Below are 15,590 nucleotides of genomic sequence, written 5' to 3'. Positions count from 1 at the left end.
AGCCGTTAAGACATGCCTAATTTCTTTATCGATCGCCCCATATTTGCGTGGGTGATCGCCATTATCATCATGCTGGCCGGGGGACTTGCGATCCTGAAGCTGCCTGTCGCGCAATATCCAACGATTGCGCCACCGGCGGTGACCATCTCCGCAACCTACCCTGGGGCTGATGCGAAAACGGTGCAGGACACCGTCACTCAGGTTATCGAACAGAACATGAACGGTATCGATAACCTGATGTACATGTCCTCAAACAGTGACTCTACCGGTACAGTTCAGATCACCCTGACCTTCCAGTCAGGTACGGATGCTGACATTGCGCAGGTTCAGGTGCAGAACAAACTGCAGCTGGCGATGCCTTTGCTGCCGCAGGAAGTACAACAGCAGGGTGTGAGCGTCGAGAAATCGTCCAGCAGCTTCCTGATGGTTGTCGGCGTTATCAACACCAACGGCACCATGACGCAGGAGGATATTTCCGACTACGTGGGCGCCAATATGAAGGACGCCATCAGCCGTACTTCCGGTGTGGGTGACGTTCAGCTGTTCGGTTCTCAGTACGCAATGCGTATCTGGATGGATCCGAACAAACTGAACAACTTCCAGCTGACCCCGGTTGACGTGATCAATGCGATTAAAGCGCAGAACGCCCAGGTGGCAGCCGGTCAGCTAGGCGGTACGCCGCCGGTGAAAGGCCAGCAGCTTAACGCCTCGATCATCGCGCAGACCCGTCTGACCTCTGCCGATGAGTTCAGCAAAATTCTGCTGAAAGTGAATCAGGACGGTTCCCAGGTTCGCCTGCGCGACGTGGCAAAAGTAGAGCTGGGCGGTGAGAACTACGACATCATCGCGAAGTTTAACGGTAAACCGGCTTCCGGTCTGGGTATCAAACTGGCGACAGGCGCTAACGCCCTGGACACCGCCACGGCGATCCGCGCAGAGCTGAAGAAAATGGAACCGTTCTTCCCGTCAGGTCTGAAAATCGTTTACCCGTACGACACCACGCCGTTCGTCAAAATTTCGATTCACGAAGTGGTTAAAACGCTGGTAGAAGCGATCATCCTGGTGTTCCTGGTGATGTATCTGTTCCTGCAAAACTTCCGCGCGACGCTTATCCCAACGATTGCCGTGCCGGTTGTTCTGCTCGGGACCTTTGCGATCCTGTCGATATTTGGCTACTCGATAAACACCCTGACAATGTTCGGGATGGTGCTCGCCATCGGTCTGCTGGTGGATGACGCCATCGTCGTGGTAGAGAACGTCGAGCGCGTGATGGCGGAAGAAGGTCTTCCGCCAAAGGAAGCGACCCGTAAATCAATGGGCCAGATCCAGGGCGCGCTGGTCGGTATCGCGATGGTGCTGTCTGCGGTATTTATCCCGATGGCCTTCTTCGGGGGCTCTACCGGTGCGATTTACCGTCAGTTCTCGATTACCATCGTTTCCGCGATGGCGCTGTCGGTGCTGGTCGCGTTGATCCTGACGCCTGCGCTGTGTGCCACCATGCTGAAGCCGATTCAGAAAGGCGGTCACGGCGAGCATAAAGGGTTCTTCGGCTGGTTTAACCGCATGTTTGACAAGAGCACGCACCACTACACCGACAGCGTGGGCAACATCCTGCGCAGCACCGGTCGTTACCTGCTGCTCTATATCATCATCGTGGTGGGGATGGCGTTCCTGTTCGTTCGTCTGCCAAGCTCGTTCCTGCCGGATGAAGACCAGGGTGTGTTCCTGACAATGGCACAGCTTCCTGCGGGTGCGTCGCAAGAGCGTACCCAGAAAGTGCTGGATGAAGTGACGGATTACTACCTCACCAAAGAGAAAGACAACGTTGAATCCGTGTTTGCGGTTAACGGCTTTGGCTTTGCGGGTCGTGGTCAGAACACAGGTATTGCCTTCGTTTCTCTGAAAGACTGGTCTGAACGTCCGGGCGAAAAGAACAAGGTTGAAGCCATCACCGGCCGTGCAATGGGCACCTTCTCGCAGATTAAAGATGCGATGGTCTTCGCCTTTAACCTGCCAGCGATTGTTGAGCTGGGTACCGCGACCGGCTTCGACTTCCAGCTGATTGACCAGGGCGGTCTGGGTCACGAAAAACTGACGCAGGCACGTAACCAGCTGTTTGGCGAAGTGGCTAAGCACCCTGACCTGCTGGTCGGCGTGCGTCCAAACGGCCTGGAAGATACGCCGCAGTATAAAATCGACATCGACCAGGAGAAAGCCCAGGCGCTGGGCGTATCCATCAGTGACATTAATACCACGCTGGGCGCCGCCTGGGGCGGTAGCTACGTTAACGACTTCATCGACCGCGGTCGCGTGAAGAAAGTGTACGTGATGTCAGAGGCGCAATACCGTATGTTGCCAAACGATATCAACAGCTGGTTCGTGCGCGGCAGCAATGGTCAGATGGTACCGTTCTCGGCGTTCTCAACGTCACGCTGGGAATACGGTTCGCCGCGTCTGGAACGCTATAACGGTCTGCCATCGATGGAAATCCTGGGTCAGGCCGCGCCGGGCCGAAGCACCGGTGAAGCCATGAATCTGATGGAAGAGCTGGCGAGTAAACTGCCTTCGGGTATCGGCTACGACTGGACAGGTATGTCCTATCAGGAACGTCTGTCCGGAAACCAGGCCCCTGCCCTGTACGCGATTTCACTGATCGTCGTCTTCCTGTGTCTGGCAGCGCTGTACGAGAGCTGGTCAATTCCGTTCTCCGTTATGCTGGTGGTACCGCTTGGGGTTATCGGTGCGCTGCTTGCGGCAACGTTCCGCGGACTGACCAACGACGTGTACTTCCAGGTAGGCCTGCTGACAACCATTGGCTTGTCGGCGAAGAACGCGATACTTATCGTTGAATTCGCCAAAGATCTGATGGAGAAAGAAGGTAAAGGCCTTATTGAGGCGACGCTTGAGGCTGTTCGTATGCGTCTGCGCCCAATCCTGATGACATCACTGGCGTTTATCCTCGGCGTACTGCCGCTGGTTATCAGTTCCGGTGCTGGCTCCGGTGCGCAGAACGCGGTTGGTACAGGCGTTATGGGTGGTATGGTTACCGCAACCGTACTGGCTATCTTCTTCGTACCGGTGTTCTTCGTGGTGGTTCGCCGCCGCTTCAGCCGGAAGAATGAGGATATTGAGCACACGCATTCGGTAGAACCTCACTGATACCGGTTTCACATGATAAAAAGGCCGCATTAGCGGCCTTTTTCATTTTCAGAAAAAATCATAAATTACGCTTATTGTGGTTCTATTTATTTTCTGCCATCTTAAATAGACATATCATAATTAACTGATAACTTAATCGGTGAATTCAGGATTTTTTTAATTTCATTTCCCCGCTTAAGTTATTAGGAATATTCCTAATAAGAAGTTCTTACAAAGATAAGTCTGAATCTGAACTTTTCTCATCATTTTGCTAAGCCGATGAAACGTAAGGAAGCGATAAAGCACCCTCGTTAATTTGGATAAAAAAGTTGAGTCCGGGATGACCATTTGCGTACTTGCTCGCATGTGTGCGGTTTTATTTGTAATTTTTCGTAATCGCGCGATGAAATCCAGGAAGGAGTGGCTTATAGTTAGGTTATCAGGAACACAGCACTCATGTAGCTAAGTCAGTTGTATCCATCCCGACAATGATGTTCGGTGAGTAAGAAATCACTCAGAAGGGGATGCGCTATGGACGAGTACTCGCCAAAAAGGCATGATATCGCGCAGTTGAAATTTCTCTGCGAATCCTTGTACCATGACTGCCTTGCCAACCTTGATGAAAGCAACCATGGCTGGGTAAACGACCCAACGTCTGCTATCAATTTACAGTTGAATGAGCTGATAGAGCATATCGCAACCTTCGCACTTAATTATAAAATTAAGTACAATGAAGATAATAAGCTCATTGAGCAAATTGATGAATACCTGGACGACACCTTTATGTTGTTCAGCAGTTACGGCATTAACGCCCAGGATTTGCAAAAATGGCGTAAATCGGGGAACCGGCTATTCCGCTGTTTCGTCAACGTGAGCAGAGCTAACCCGGTTAGTCTTTCCTGTTAAAATTATTACAATTACTAAGGTGAATTTATGTCTGATAAACCACTCACAAAAGTCGATTATTTGATGCGCTTACGACGTTGTCAGTCAATTGACACGCTTGAGCGCGTCATTGAAAAGAATAAATACGAGCTTTCGGATAATGAGCTGGCGGTATTTTATTCAGCCGCTGACCATCGTCTTGCCGAGCTGACAATGAACAAGCTGTATGACAAAATCCCTACTTCTGTGTGGAAATTTGTCCGTTAATCTTTGAAGGGTGTCTGTAGAGTTCTACGCCTCGTTCTCAGTATTTACCTATCCCGTTATGCTCCCTGTGCCAAGGCCAGGTCTCCGTGTAAAACGTGTTTATCAGCAGCAATGTTGTGACGCCAGTCACATCGGCTTTTCGGGAACGTTCCCCTCCTGGCCTGTTCAGATTACCCTGCGGTAATCACATTCAGCGAGGTTTCCAATGAGCTTAGAAAAACAGAAGATGATTGCCGGTGAACATTATCGTCCCGGCGATGAGACGTTACGGGCCGACCGACTGCGGGCCCGCCATCTGGTCTATCGCTATAACCACACCGCACCTGATGAAAAAACAGAACGCCAGAACATTCTGGCGGAACTTCTGGGACAAAGCGAAGGCGCTTATATAGAACCGAGCTTCCGCTGCGACTATGGATATAACATTTATCTGGGCAAAAACTTTTACGCGAACTTCGACTGTGTAATGCTGGATGTCTGCCCTGTTCATATTGGCGATAACTGCATGCTCGCGCCGGGTGTTCATATTTATACGGCAACCCACCCGCTGGATGCGGAGGAACGCAATAGCGGCGTGGAGTTTGGAAAACCTGTCAGCATTGGCAATAACGTCTGGATTGGTGGCCGGGCGGTCATTAACCCTGGCGTCACCATTGGTGATAATGTCGTGGTGGCCTCCGGCGCCGTCGTGACGAAAGACGTCCCGGCTAACGTCGTCGTTGGCGGCAACCCGGCCAAAATCATTAAAACGTTGTGAGGTTACGGGGAGCCAACTGTTATGGTCTTTTAGCGCCAGACTGTTACTTTTTTCAGCCTGATGGCTCCCCTAAAATTGGCAGACACCCTGTATTGTCAACTCTCATGAAGGCAAAAAATGACCGAGATACAGCGCCTGCTTACCGCCACCATCGACGATCTTAACCTCCGCGAAAAGCGCGACAATCGCCCACGCTTTAGCATTAGCTTTATTCGCAAACATCCTGGACTGTTTGTCGCCATGTATGCCGCCTGGCTGGCGACGCTTATTGTAATGCTGACATCCGAAACGCTGGTGGACTCCGTCTGGCTGCTGGTTGTACTGTTTGTCGTCTTTAACGCCTTTTTCTTTTTCGACGTGAATCCGCGCTACCGTTACGAAGATATCGACGTGCTCGATTTCCGGGTCTGCTACAACGGCGAATGGTACAACACGCGTTTCGTGCCAGCGGAACTGATCGAAAACATCCTGCATTCTCCGGCGGTTGAAGCCGGGCAAAAAGAGAAACTGCAGAAAATGGTCTCCACCAAAGGACAGCTCTCTTTCTATGATGTCTTTAGCCTTTCCCGCCCTGCTGCTGCGTGATGAGCGCCTGCAGACGTCGGATCCCCGAGGCAAACTGAGAAGCAGAGGTATTGCCGTAACCTAAAACCAGACCGGTTTGCCCCTGCTTCGCCTCCAGGTAGTACCCGCTCAGTGCAGCGGGGGCCAGTTGAAACGCCCTCGCCTGCTCCACCAGTTTCTTGTCATCAATATTGTCTATCGCCAGCGTCAGATGCATCCCGCCTTCACCGGCCAGAATACGGTGCGGCGCATGAAGCTCTGCGCCCAGCTCCTCCCGCAGCTGGCGATAGCGTTTACGGTAGAGCCGACGCATGGCGGCAAGATGGCGAGCGTAATGACCGTCCTCAATGAACAGCGCCAGCGTGCGCTGTTCGGCACGGTGCCCACCGCGCAACAGCGAGCCGATGGCCGGGCGAGCCGCTTTCGCCAGCGCTGGCGGTAACACCATAAATCCCATCCGGAGCGACGGAAACAGCGTTTTACTGAACGTCCCCAGATACACAACGGGCGCATTGTTGACCATTCCCAGCATCGCCGGTACGGGCTCACCGGCATAACGGAACTCGCTGTCGTAATCATCTTCAATGATCCACGCGTTGTGCTGCCGGGCGAGCTCCAGCAGCGCCAGCCGCCGCCGCGCGCTGAGCACGCTCCCGTAAGGGAACTGGTGCGAAGGTGAGGTAAAAATCAGTGAGGGTGCAGGCGCATCCAGCCCTTCCCAGCACATACCCTCGTCATCAACCGGTATTCCCGTCATTGCCAGGCCGGTTTTAACAAACGCGCTTTTTGCGCCGCTATAACCGGGGTTTTCTACCCAGGCGACATCGCCAGGCTCGCTTAACAGCATCGTGCAGAGATTGACGCCTTCAAGCGCGCCTTCGGTTATCACAATCTGGCTGGCGTCGCAGTCAATACCCCGGGACAGGGCAAGATGTCGGGCAATCGCGGCCCGCAGCGACGGCTCGCCGGCCGGGTCGCCATACCCTAGCAGAGCATTTCCCTCCTCCCGCATCACGCGATCGTACAGTCGCCGCCACAGCGGCAGCGGAAAATAGTTGATGGCCGGCGTGCCTGGGGTAAACGCCAGAACAGGCGTGTCCCGGGGCACTGGCGCAGGTAGCAGCCCGACCCGTTTTGCGAGCGTGATGGCAGGGTCCGGCATTGTCCGGGTGACGGAACGGTGAGCTAACTGTGCCACCCGCGTTCCCTGGCGATTACGCTGCAAATACCCTTCGAGAGTGAGCTGGTCCAGCGCCGCATTGACGGTATTCCGGGAAAGTGAGAGCTGCTGGGCAAGCGTTCGCGAACCGGAAAGCTGGCTGCCGGATCGTAGCCTTCCGCACAGTATGGCCTCCCGCAGAGCAAGGTAGAGCGCGCGCTGGAGCGTCTCTTCTCCGCGTGTTTTCAGGGCTGCATGGAGCAAGGTATAAAATTCATCACCCGGTATATTCATCTCGTCTCCTCGTGGCACCATCAAAACATAGCGCAGTGGTTCTTTTTAAGGAACCAGCAATTCACTAGTCTGAAGCTCTTTTCAACGTCACGGAAATTAAAATGAAGACATTCAATCAGTTCGGACAGCCGGTGGGCGAAGCGCTTACCGACTGGCAACCCCGTCAGCACCCGTCCCGGGTGGTCCTTCAGGGTCACTATTGTCGGCTTGAGCCGCTGCGCGTGGAGCATGCACACGCGCTGTTCTCCGCCTATTCCCTGGCCGAAGATACCCGCAGCTGGACGTGGCTACTGCGTGAACCCGATGCCACCGCAGAGGAATTTGCCGAATGGGTGGCGAGCGTAAGTGAGTTATCCGATCCCATCCACTTTACCGTGATGGATAACCGGACTCAGTCCCCCGTTGGAACGCTGTCCCTGATGCGGATCGATCCTAAAAACGGGGTCGTGGAAGTGGGGCACGTTCACTTCTCGCCCCTGTTAAGCCGCACGCCCATGTCGACAGAGGCGCAATATCTGCTGATGCGGTATGTGTTCGATACCCTGGGCTACCGGCGTTATGAGTGGAAGTGCAATAGCCTGAACGAACCTTCTCGCAAAGCCGCCCTGCGCCTGGGTTTTCAGTTTGAGGGGCGTTTTCGCCAGGCGCTGGTGATAAAAGGCCATAACCGGGATACCGACTGGTTTTCGATTCTCGATAAAGAGTGGCCGACGCTGGCGAACGCCTTTGAACGCTGGCTTGCCACCGACAATTTTACTGCCGATGGCAAACAGAAAAGATCCCTGGAAAGCTGGCGAGAAACGCGCGTCTAGCGTCTTTTTTTACGTCCCTGAACCGCCTTAAAGCGCGGATTGGATTTGCAAATCACATACAAGCGTCCCTTGCGTTTGACTATCTGGCAATCCGGGTGACGCTGCTTTGCACTGCGTAATGAGTTAAGTACCTGCATGGTTAGCCCCGCTTCGCATTGAGAAAACCGCCAAAACGCTTGCGGAAGCGCGCTGCGCTACCGTCCGTGGAGAACGTTTTCTGCTTACCGGTATAAAACGGGTGCGATTTTGAAGAAACCTCGATGGTGATATACGGATATGTTTCACCGTCGAGTTCAATTTCGCGGTCGGTCTTAATGGTTGAGCCAACCTTGAAGTATTCATTCGCGCTGGTGTCGTGGAAGACCACGGTGCGATAGGCTGGATGGATATTGGGTTTCATCGTCAATCCTTTATGTTTTGTTATAACATAACAAAATAATATCCAGGACAGGTTCTAAAAACAACCCCTTCCTTCTGACGATATTTTCTGGTTTACCTGAGATAAAATGAAAACCAGGCCAGCCACGTGCTATAACTATATCATTTCGCGGTAAAATCTTTCTCTTCAGGCAGGGAACTCAGTGCTCAGGAACGGGTATACGAGGAAGGACACGACAGCATGAAAACCCGACATCTGGTCAGTCTGGTGACTGGCGTACTTATCTTTTCCGTGCTGGTCCCCATTTGCCTGAGCATCTGGCTGGCCCATCGCCAGGCGGAAGATAAATTTGTCGATGCGCTGGAAAACTATGCCTCACGCGTGCTGATACGCACCGACAAGGTCGTGGATCAGGCGAAAGAAGCGCTTAATCATCTGCAGGCCTTTGAGGGCGTGCCGTGCAGTCCGTTGCAGTTAAGGGAGATGCGACGGGTCGCTTTCTCGTGGCGATACGTTCAGGAAGTGATTTATATCGACAACCTCAGGCCGCTCTGCTCCTCTCTTGAGCAAACCAGCCATGCCGCCCCTTTCCCCCCGCCGATGCGCATTACCGAAGACGGTTACAGCGCATGGCTGACCACGCAAAACGATCTTGGGTTTCATCGCTACATGGCCGTGCTGGGGCAAGGTCATTACCTTGTCCTGGTCGATCCGGCCTCACTGGTGGATGTCATCCCTTTCGGCGAGATAGCGATTGATGCAGCCCTTGTAGGAAGCACAACACACCGTATCTTCGCCAGCAGTAATACACTCGATCCACATATCCGTGACATGATCAAAGGTCAGGAGATGACCAGCATACAGTACGACGGTTCAATGTACGTTATGAAGCCTGTACCTGAACTGGGATTTACCGTTGTCGCATGGGCTACGCTCAAACCGCTGGCGGAAACCTGGCACCGGCAGCTGCTTTTATGGCTCCCCTTCGGCGTCCTGATAAGCCTGCTTGCCGCGCTTTTTGTTCTGCGGATACTGCGTCGCATTCAGTCGCCGCGCAACCGCCTGCTTGACGCCATTAACAGCCGCGATTTTGTGATTCACTATCAGCCCATCGTGGCGCTGTGTAGCGGAAAAATTGTCGGCGCAGAAGCGCTGACGCGCTGGCCGCAGCCGGACGGAAGCAGCCTCTCGCCTGATATTTTTATTCCTCTTGCCGAGCAAACCGGGCTTATCTCCCAGCTGACGCAGCTCGTTATCGAAAAAGTGTTCGAGGATATGGGCAACTGGCTGCACCTTCACCCCGATCAGCATATCTCCATCAATCTCGCGCCTGCCGATTTGACCTCCGGCACGCTGCCGCCGCTGCTGAGTCACTTGCTGAACAAATGGAAGGTCCACCCGAGCCAAATCGCCCTTGAGGTCACCGAGCGCGGCTTTGCCGATCCCAAAATCAGCGCGCCGGCTATCGCCGCCTTCCGCCGTTCGGGACACCCAGTCTATATAGATGATTTTGGTACGGGCTATTCCAGCCTGAGCTATCTGCAGGATCTGGATGTCGACACGCTAAAAATTGATAAATCGTTCGTGGATGCGCTGGAGTACAAAAACGTGACGCCGCACATTATTGAAATGGCGAAGTCGCTGGAGCTGGCGATGGTTGCGGAAGGCGTCGAGACCGCCGGGCAGCTCGCCTGGCTGCACCAGCACGGCGTGCAGTACGGACAGGGCTGGTACTACAGCAAAGCGCTGCCGAAAATGGAATTTATCCTTTGGGCAGAGAATAACCTCGGCACGCATTCTACTTAAGATAGGATTTGATCACCTGCAGCACCACGCCAAGATCGGCTTCACGCTGCGCTTCTTCAGGTTCTTTCACCACATGATCGGTTAAATGCCCTTCGATCACCTGCATCATCATGCCGTTGACCGCCCCGCGGATCGCCGCCAGCTGCTGTAACACCTCGGCGCATTCGTGATCGCTGTTGAGCATTTTCTCCAGGGCATTACTCTGCCCCTGAATTTTCTTCAGGCGAGTCAGTAACATTTTCTTATCGCGAACGGTATGTGACATCTCTCTATCCCTTATTTTTGGCTTTTAAAGCATAACACGCTCTACTCCCCCTGAGTATTTTTCTACTGGGGGTAGTATTATCCTACTGGGGGGGAGTAGTATTTGCAGACATTTTCCACGCCGGAATCCCCCATGACCGATTTTGCTTCACTCCTGCAGCAGGGTAATGCCTGGCTGTTTGTTCCCAGCGCCATCCTGCTTGGCGCACTGCATGGCCTGGAACCGGGCCACTCAAAGACCATGATGGCCGCTTTTATCGTGGCCATCCGCGGCACGCTGAAACAGGCGGTACTGCTCGGCCTGGCGGCCACGCTCTCCCATACGGCAGTGGTCTGGCTCGTTGCTATGGCGGGATTATGGTTTGGTCGGGGCTGGGATGCGCATACGTCCGAACCCTGGTTCCAGCTGATCTCCGGGGTGTTGATCGTTGCGATCGCCCTGTGGATGGCGTGGCGAACCTGGAAAGAGAGCCAGCCGCACGATCATCATCACGACCATGATCACCATGACCACCATCATGATCATCATCACCATGAACATTCGCTAATTGAAGAAGAGTGGCAGGACGCCCACCAGCGCGCGCACGCGCAGGATATTAACCGCCGTTTTAGCGGTCAAAACGTCACCACCGGACAGATCGTCATGTTTGGCCTGACCGGCGGGCTTATCCCCTGCCCGGCGTCCATCACCGTTCTGCTGATCTGCCTGCAGCTGAAGCATTTTGCGCTCGGCGCGACGCTGGTATTTAGCTTCAGTATCGGTCTGGCGCTAACGCTGGTCGCTTCCGGCGCGATTGCCGCCTTGAGCCTCAAACATGCGACAAAACGCTGGCCCGGGTTTAGCGAATTTTCCCGTAAAGCGCCGTGGATCTCCGCAGCGCTGATTACCGTGGTAGGGATTTATATGAGCCTGCACGGTCTGAGCGGCATTCTGGCGTAAGCCTACGGCCACGCCCTGTGGCCGCCTCTCCTGGTCAGTTAAGGGTTCTGCTGCCAGCTGAAGGTATAGCGAAGCTGACGAGTCTGGAGGATGAATTCCGGTGAAACGCTGGGGCTCCAGGAATCGTCGCCGCCCACGCCCATATGGAACGCATCGAGGTTGAGCCAGCACCCCGGCTCTTCCCGCAGCAGATGATGATGGGTTGTCTCCCGCAGCTGCTGCTGGCTGTAGCGGCTCACCGAGAAATGGAACCTGCCATTCAGCTGATGCGTTCCCAGCACAAGTTCGCGGGTATCGCAGCGCAAACCATTTTCCGTCGGGAAGATATACGGCGTGTGCATGGCTCCGAGAGGTAATGTCCAGCGCCCCTGCTGCGCCGCCAGCTTTCTGTCCGGGTAGTTTTCATGCGGCCCCAGCCCCAGCCAGGAAACATTTTCCGGCGTTTCGGCGAGATGAACGCTCAGGCCAATCCGTGCAGGTTCCGGAATATCAGACGCCATATCGACCTGAATATCGCCGTGCAGATCGCCCCGATCGTCCACCCGCCAGACTTTACGGCTCAGGAACAGCGTTTTGCCATGATACTCCCCGACGTGGAGGGTGGTGACCACGACTTCGCCCGCATTCTGCTCTGCCTCACAGCGCAAAACGCGTAAAGTGAGATCGTACATGCCCGCCGCTTTCCAGCGTTCAACCCAGGCATTCGGATCGATCTGCGTCGCTTCACTCACGCCAATGTCGTTGTCCAGCGGCGCACGGCTGACGTTATCCGTCAGAGGTGAAAGCAGCGTTTCAACGCCATTTCGCCACCATTGGGTCAGGTTTCCGGATGCGCGATCGAACTGCCAGCGCTGTTGACCATGCGCGATCTCCAGGATGCGATCGCTTTGCGTTAACACCGGAGGCTCGCCCGCCGGGACTGGCGGAGCAATAAAGAGTGGAGCGGGAAGCAGCCACTGATCCCACGCGCAGCGGTGGTCTGCCGGTGACCACGGCGTTGCCCGCGGCTGGCGTACTTCAACATTCAGCCAGACTTCCCCCGGCTCGGCTTTCAATTCTGGCAGAGCGATCTCCAGACGCTGAGCGCCTCCAGGGGCTATCGCCAGCGTCACCTCGCCCGAAGCCAGCACCTCCCCGTCCCGGGCAACCGTCCAGCTCAGCACTTCGTTATCGGTGTGGCGGAACAGGTAGCCGCTTTGCACCTCAATCACCAGCGGAGAGGTGCTAACCCGCGTAAAGGTAAAGAACTGCTGGGCGCGCTGCGCCTCGTACAGCGCCGGGTGCGGCGTGCGATCGGGGAACACCAGCCCGTTAAGACAGAACTGTCGATCGTTCGGCTTATCGCCAAAATCCCCGCCGTATGCCCAGAACGTATTGCCCTCTTCATCTTGCTTCGTCAGAGCCTGATCGACCCAGTCCCAGACAAATCCCCCCTGCAACCGAGGGTGGCTGCGAAACGCCTGCCAGTATTTCGCGAACCCGCCGAAGCTGTTCCCCATCGCGTGGGCGTATTCGCAGAGGATCAGCGGGCGTGTTTCATCCGGCATGCCGATCCATTTTTTGATTGACCATTTAGGCACTGCCGGGAAGGGCTGATCCTGATCGACCCGGGCATACATCGGACAGACAATATCCGTCGCCGCCGTGTTCGCGCCGCCGCCTTCATACTGCACCGGACGCGTCGGATCCGTGGATTTCACCCAGCGATACAGCGCGTCGTGGTTTGCACCGTGCCCGGACTCATTGCCTAGCGACCAGATGATAATTGAGGGATGATTACGATCGCGCTGCACCATACGGGTCACGCGCTCGCTCATGGCGGGCAGCCAGCGCGGATCGTCAGCAAGGCGGCTCATCGGCACCATGCCGTGGGTTTCGATGTTGGCTTCGTCAACAACGTACAGCCCATAGCGATCGCAAAGCCGGTACCACAGCGGATGGTTCGGGTAGTGCGAGCAGCGCACGGCGTTGAAGTTGTGCTGCTTCATGATCTCAATATCGCGACGCATCGTCGCTTCGTCCATCACCTGGCCGTTTTCGGGATGATGCTCGTGCCGGTTAACCCCGCGGATCAGCAGCGGTTTTCCGTTGAGCTTCAGCAGGCCGTTGCTGATTTCAACGCGGCGGAAGCCGACATCGCACGCTTCCGTCTCCAGCACGCTGCCCTGCTCATCCAAAAGCGCAATCGTCAGGCGATAGAGTTCCGGGGTTTCCGCACTCCATAACGCGGGGGTTGTAACCGGGATCGCCGCCGTTAACCGCTCGGCCCAGTTGCCGCGTTCATCCACAATGGCAGAGCCTGACCGTTGGGTGGTGCCGCCACAGCGTTCACCGTTGCGCCATAGCGTTATCGCCACGTCGCACTCCGCGTAGTCAGCGCCTGTCAGCGAGACCTCGACTTTCAGCGTCGCGCGGTCCAGCTCCGCATTCAGATCGGTAACCACATGATAATCCGCAATGTGCGTCTCCGGCTTATGCAGCAAGGAGACATCGCGAAAAATGCCGCTCATGCGCCACATGTCCTGATCTTCCAGATAGCTGCCGTCGCACCAGCGCAAGACCATGACCGCCAGGCGGTTCTGCCCAGGGCGTAATGCCGCCGAGAGGTCAAATTCGGCGGGCAATCGACTGTCCTGGGAATAGCCTATCCACTGCCCATTGCACCACAGATGGAACGCCGAGTTCACGCCATCAAAAATAATTCGGGTTTGCCCGCTCTGCAGCCAGGCGTCATCCACATCGAATGTGAGCGAGTAACAACCGGTCGGGTTTTCCTGCGGCACAAAAGGCGGGTTGACGGGGATCGGGTAGGTGACATTGGTATAGATGGGCGTGTCGAACCCCTGCATCTGCCAGTTAGACGGCACGGGCATCGCAATGGGATCCGCGCAATCTTCTGTTACCCATGCCTGAGGAACCTGCTCCGGCGCTGAAAAGTAGCTAAACCGCCAGTTCCCGTTGAGGGAGCGCCTGCGGAGGGAAGCAGCGTCATCTCTGGCAGAAGATTCATTACGCCAGCTGTGCAACGGCGCGTGTGCGGCCAGACGGTTCCACTGGGTAACGCCGGGGTTTTCCCAGTCCCGACGGGCCAGGATGTCGCTGAGGGTCAGCGAAGGTGTATGAGACATATCAACCTCTTTGCGAAGCGCTCACAATTTTGGTTAACATGCCCTGGCACTCTACGACGGTAAAGCGCCCAATCGCAGGGTAGCGAGTCCGATCACAAAGTTTTATTTGCGGGCAAGCTGCTCGGCCAGGAGTGCCAGACTTCTGAGCTGCTGCGCCAGATCCTCGCGTTCGGCCTGCTGCGTCGCGCGTCGCGCGGTGGAATGACGGGTAACCAGCGTTACCGGCAGTTGAACCTGCCAGCACGTCTCGCCTTCGGTGGGGGCCAGCAGCCACTCCACGCTGCGCTCGCCCGCCTCGCGAAACGCCTGGCGAATGGTCGTCAGCGGCGGAGAAAACCAGGCGCTGTCAGCCGTATCGTCGAACCCAACCACCGATATCTGGCCCGGAACCGCTACCCCTTTTTCCGCACAGGCGCGCATCACCCCGAGCGCCATTTGATCGTTCGCCACCAGAATCGCGTCCGGTAATGTCGCCGCAGACAACAGCAGATGCCCCTTCTCATATCCGCTGGCCGCGCTCCAGTCACCGCAGGCCACCGCAGCGGCTTCAAGCCCTGCGAATGCCAGAGCGGCTTCCCATCCCGCCAGGCGCGCCCGTGCAGAGACCGAGCTCTCCGGTCCGCTCAGCAGTGCAATGCGCTGATGTCCCAGAGAAAGCAGATGCTCAACGCCCAGATGCGCCCCCTGCTCTGCGTCAAACACGAGGCTGTTTACCTGTGCTGAAGGCGAGACATCAAGGAACAGCACCGGAACAGGCGACGCCAGCGCCCTGAGCGCCTCGGCGTCAGGATCGTCGAGCGGCACATTCACCAGCAGCGCGTCCACCCGCTGCGCCAGCAGCGCCTGAAGCGCGGCCTGACACCGCTGCGGCTGCTCCACCATGGAGATAAGGACACTCGCCCCCTGTTCCGCCGCGCGGGATTTTACCGCCGACACAATTTGCGAGGGCGCATGCAGGGCCAGATCGGTGGTGATGAGTCCCAGCGTGCGGGTGCGTTTACCCGCCAGTTGCTGTGCCCGCAGGTTAGGAACGTAGTGCAGCTCCGCCATCGCCTGCTGCACCTTTTCCCGCGTGCGGGCAGACACATGTTCCGCGTCGTTAATGACGCGGGAAACGGTCTGATAAGAAACCCCCGCAAGGAGGGCGACATCATAGAGAGTGATCGCTTTCATGCATTGTGGCATCACGTGAGTCGT

Annotated in this window: 14 protein-coding genes; 8 read left to right on the top strand and 6 right to left on the bottom strand. The window is 55.8% G+C overall.

Features of this window, described 5'->3' with window-relative positions:
* Positions 1 to 12: 12 nt before the first annotated feature.
* From acrB to AC4IC4_RS04890, 5 genes are all read left to right on the top strand, one after another.
* Complete coding sequence (gene acrB, locus AC4IC4_RS04910; RefSeq protein ID WP_024906846.1) at positions 13 to 3,159, top strand: multidrug efflux RND transporter permease subunit AcrB; 3,147 nt, start codon at positions 13 to 15, stop codon at positions 3,157 to 3,159.
* 510 nt (positions 3,160 to 3,669) lie between these two features.
* Positions 3,670 to 4,044: an Hha toxicity modulator TomB gene (gene tomB / locus AC4IC4_RS04905; protein ID WP_008499288.1), complete on the top strand. Its 375-nt coding sequence runs from the start codon at positions 3,670 to 3,672 to the stop codon at positions 4,042 to 4,044.
* A gap of 27 nt (positions 4,045 to 4,071) precedes the next feature.
* Positions 4,072 to 4,290, top strand: a complete 219-nt coding sequence (gene hha, locus AC4IC4_RS04900; RefSeq protein ID WP_010428174.1) for a hemolysin expression-modulating protein Hha — start codon at positions 4,072 to 4,074, stop codon at positions 4,288 to 4,290.
* A gap of 205 nt (positions 4,291 to 4,495) precedes the next feature.
* Positions 4,496 to 5,047, top strand: a complete 552-nt coding sequence (gene maa / locus AC4IC4_RS04895; RefSeq protein WP_024906845.1) for a maltose O-acetyltransferase — start codon at positions 4,496 to 4,498, stop codon at positions 5,045 to 5,047.
* A gap of 117 nt (positions 5,048 to 5,164) precedes the next feature.
* Positions 5,165 to 5,632, top strand: coding sequence for a YlaC family protein (locus tag AC4IC4_RS04890; RefSeq protein WP_024906844.1), 468 nt, complete (start codon positions 5,165 to 5,167; stop codon positions 5,630 to 5,632).
* On the opposite strand, the gene pdxR is transcribed toward AC4IC4_RS04890, so the two are convergent.
* Positions 5,604 to 7,064: a MocR-like pyridoxine biosynthesis transcription factor PdxR gene (gene pdxR, locus AC4IC4_RS04885; RefSeq protein WP_491472256.1), complete on the bottom strand. Its 1,461-nt coding sequence runs from the start codon at positions 7,062 to 7,064 to the stop codon at positions 5,604 to 5,606. The genes AC4IC4_RS04890 and pdxR overlap by 29 nt on opposite strands.
* A gap of 101 nt (positions 7,065 to 7,165) precedes the next feature.
* On the opposite strand from pdxR, the gene AC4IC4_RS04880 reads away from it, so the two are divergent.
* A complete protein-coding gene (locus tag AC4IC4_RS04880) occupies positions 7,166 to 7,876 on the top strand; it encodes a GNAT family N-acetyltransferase (RefSeq protein ID WP_024906842.1) in 711 nt (236 codons plus the stop codon).
* On the opposite strand, the gene ykgO is transcribed toward AC4IC4_RS04880, so the two are convergent.
* Together ykgO and AC4IC4_RS04870 are read right to left on the bottom strand one after the other, a co-directional pair.
* The gene (gene ykgO, locus AC4IC4_RS04875) at positions 7,873 to 8,013 is read right to left on the bottom strand and encodes a type B 50S ribosomal protein L36 (protein WP_003859006.1); all 141 of its coding nucleotides are present in this window, start codon (positions 8,011 to 8,013) and stop codon (positions 7,873 to 7,875) included. The genes AC4IC4_RS04880 and ykgO overlap by 4 nt on opposite strands.
* 2 nt (positions 8,014 to 8,015) lie before the next feature.
* Positions 8,016 to 8,276, bottom strand: coding sequence for a type B 50S ribosomal protein L31 (locus tag AC4IC4_RS04870; RefSeq protein WP_006176933.1), 261 nt, complete (start codon positions 8,274 to 8,276; stop codon positions 8,016 to 8,018).
* 219 nt (positions 8,277 to 8,495) lie between these two features.
* On the opposite strand from AC4IC4_RS04870, the gene AC4IC4_RS04865 reads away from it, so the two are divergent.
* Entirely contained in the window at positions 8,496 to 10,061 is a 1,566-nt protein-coding gene (locus AC4IC4_RS04865; protein ID WP_491472255.1) for an EAL domain-containing protein, read from the top strand.
* On the opposite strand, the gene AC4IC4_RS04860 is transcribed toward AC4IC4_RS04865, so the two are convergent.
* Complete coding sequence (locus AC4IC4_RS04860; protein WP_024906840.1) at positions 10,054 to 10,326, bottom strand: metal/formaldehyde-sensitive transcriptional repressor; 273 nt, start codon at positions 10,324 to 10,326, stop codon at positions 10,054 to 10,056. The two genes, AC4IC4_RS04865 and AC4IC4_RS04860, sit on opposite strands and share 8 nt — an antisense overlap.
* 132 nt (positions 10,327 to 10,458) lie before the next feature.
* On the opposite strand from AC4IC4_RS04860, the gene AC4IC4_RS04855 reads away from it, so the two are divergent.
* On the top strand, positions 10,459 to 11,265 hold the full coding sequence (locus AC4IC4_RS04855) for a nickel/cobalt efflux protein RcnA (protein WP_491472254.1): 807 nt from the start codon (positions 10,459 to 10,461) through the stop codon (positions 11,263 to 11,265).
* Positions 11,266 to 11,303: 38 nt separating this feature from the next.
* On the opposite strand, the gene AC4IC4_RS04850 is transcribed toward AC4IC4_RS04855, so the two are convergent.
* Positions 11,304 to 14,393, bottom strand: coding sequence for a beta-galactosidase (locus tag AC4IC4_RS04850; RefSeq protein WP_491472253.1), 3,090 nt, complete (start codon positions 14,391 to 14,393; stop codon positions 11,304 to 11,306).
* A 102-nt stretch (positions 14,394 to 14,495) separates the two neighbouring features.
* Positions 14,496 to 15,566, bottom strand: a complete 1,071-nt coding sequence (locus tag AC4IC4_RS04845) for a LacI family DNA-binding transcriptional regulator (protein ID WP_491472252.1) — start codon at positions 15,564 to 15,566, stop codon at positions 14,496 to 14,498.
* Positions 15,567 to 15,590 lie beyond the last annotated feature (24 nt).

The organism is Enterobacter sp. Taxon_2 (assembly GCF_058355295.1).
The sequence above is the reverse complement of the archived record's forward strand: the minus strand, read 5'-3'. Positions and strand labels throughout refer to the sequence as shown.

Coding starts and splice junctions, on each gene's coding strand:
- acrB (WP_024906846.1), top strand. CDS start 13: ATGCCTAATTTCTTTATCGATCGCCCCATATTTGCGTGGGTGATCGCC.
- tomB (WP_008499288.1), top strand. CDS start 3,670: ATGGACGAGTACTCGCCAAAAAGGCATGATATCGCGCAGTTGAAATTT.
- hha (WP_010428174.1), top strand. CDS start 4,072: ATGTCTGATAAACCACTCACAAAAGTCGATTATTTGATGCGCTTACGA.
- maa (WP_024906845.1), top strand. CDS start 4,496: ATGAGCTTAGAAAAACAGAAGATGATTGCCGGTGAACATTATCGTCCC.
- AC4IC4_RS04890 (WP_024906844.1), top strand. CDS start 5,165: ATGACCGAGATACAGCGCCTGCTTACCGCCACCATCGACGATCTTAAC.
- pdxR (WP_491472256.1), bottom strand. CDS start 7,064: ATGAATATACCGGGTGATGAATTTTATACCTTGCTCCATGCAGCCCTG.
- AC4IC4_RS04880 (WP_024906842.1), top strand. CDS start 7,166: ATGAAGACATTCAATCAGTTCGGACAGCCGGTGGGCGAAGCGCTTACC.
- ykgO (WP_003859006.1), bottom strand. CDS start 8,013: ATGCAGGTACTTAACTCATTACGCAGTGCAAAGCAGCGTCACCCGGAT.
- AC4IC4_RS04870 (WP_006176933.1), bottom strand. CDS start 8,276: ATGAAACCCAATATCCATCCAGCCTATCGCACCGTGGTCTTCCACGAC.
- AC4IC4_RS04865 (WP_491472255.1), top strand. CDS start 8,496: ATGAAAACCCGACATCTGGTCAGTCTGGTGACTGGCGTACTTATCTTT.
- AC4IC4_RS04860 (WP_024906840.1), bottom strand. CDS start 10,326: ATGTCACATACCGTTCGCGATAAGAAAATGTTACTGACTCGCCTGAAG.
- AC4IC4_RS04855 (WP_491472254.1), top strand. CDS start 10,459: ATGACCGATTTTGCTTCACTCCTGCAGCAGGGTAATGCCTGGCTGTTT.
- AC4IC4_RS04850 (WP_491472253.1), bottom strand. CDS start 14,393: ATGTCTCATACACCTTCGCTGACCCTCAGCGACATCCTGGCCCGTCGG.
- AC4IC4_RS04845 (WP_491472252.1), bottom strand. CDS start 15,566: ATGAAAGCGATCACTCTCTATGATGTCGCCCTCCTTGCGGGGGTTTCT.